The organism is Methylibium rhizosphaerae, assembly GCF_006386545.1.
In the GTDB taxonomy this organism is placed as follows: domain Bacteria; phylum Pseudomonadota; class Gammaproteobacteria; order Burkholderiales; family Burkholderiaceae_C; genus Pseudorivibacter; species Pseudorivibacter rhizosphaerae.
In genome coordinates this window covers 1-923 of record NZ_SWAR01000155.1, presented here as the reverse complement: position 1 = coordinate 923, position 923 = coordinate 1, and the positions used below count along the sequence as shown (strand labels likewise).

The window sequence follows — 923 nt, the reverse complement described above, 5'->3', positions numbered from 1 at the left end:
GCTGCTGGCCATCGAGACGGCCCTGCCCAGCACCACGCTGGTGGTCGAGCGGCTGTCCGGCACCGAAGGCATCAACACCCTGGGCGGCTTCGAGATCGACTGCCTGTCGCCCAGCGCCCACCTCGACCTCACCCCGCTCATCGGCGAAGAGGTCACGCTGCGCCTGACCCGGGGCGACGGATCCCCCCGCACCTGGCACGGCCACGTGATGCAGGCCGCCGCCATGGGCGCCGACGGCGGCCTGGCACGCTACCGCCTCAGCCTGCAACCCTGGCCCGCGCTGCTGGGCCACCGCCGCGACAGCTTCATCTTCCAGGACGCCACCGCACTCCAGATCGTCGAAGAAGTCTTCAAGGACTACCCGCAGGCCAACTGGCGCATCGAAGCCACCGACACCCTGCGCCAGCGCTCGCTGTGCACCCAGTACCGCGAGAGCGACCTCGACTTCGTGTTGCGCCTGCTGGCCGAAGAAGGCCTGTCGTTCCACTTCGAACACGACGCCTCGGGTTCGGCCAGCGACACGCAGCCCCAGGCCCGCCACTGCCTCGTCATCACCGACCGCGCCGCCAAGCGGCCCGACCTGGGCACCCTGCGCTTCAGCCGCCCGGTGCAAGGCAGCACCGGCCTGGCCGCCCTGGTCGGTTCATTGCTCGGCGCCAACGAAGACACCATCACCGCCTTTGCCGCCCACCGCCAGGTGCGGCCCAACGCGGTGGCACTGGGCGCCTGGGACTACAAGCAGCTCGCCGGCACCAGCGCCAGTGACACCAGCGCGCTGCCCCAGGGCGAACTCGGCCCGTTGGAGACCTACGACGGCAGCGGCGCCTACCGCCACGACAGCCCCGAACACGCCCGCCGCGCCGCCCGGCTGGCGCTGTTGGCCCACGAACAGGGCCTCAAGACCTTCGACGGCGAGGCCAACG

General features: G+C 71.1%; 1 protein-coding gene. It reads left to right on the top strand.

Annotation, left to right across the window (positions count from 1 at the left end):
• A partial coding sequence (locus E8D38_RS27890) for a type VI secretion system Vgr family protein (protein WP_181179576.1) occupies positions 1-923 on the top strand: 923 nt, incomplete at both ends.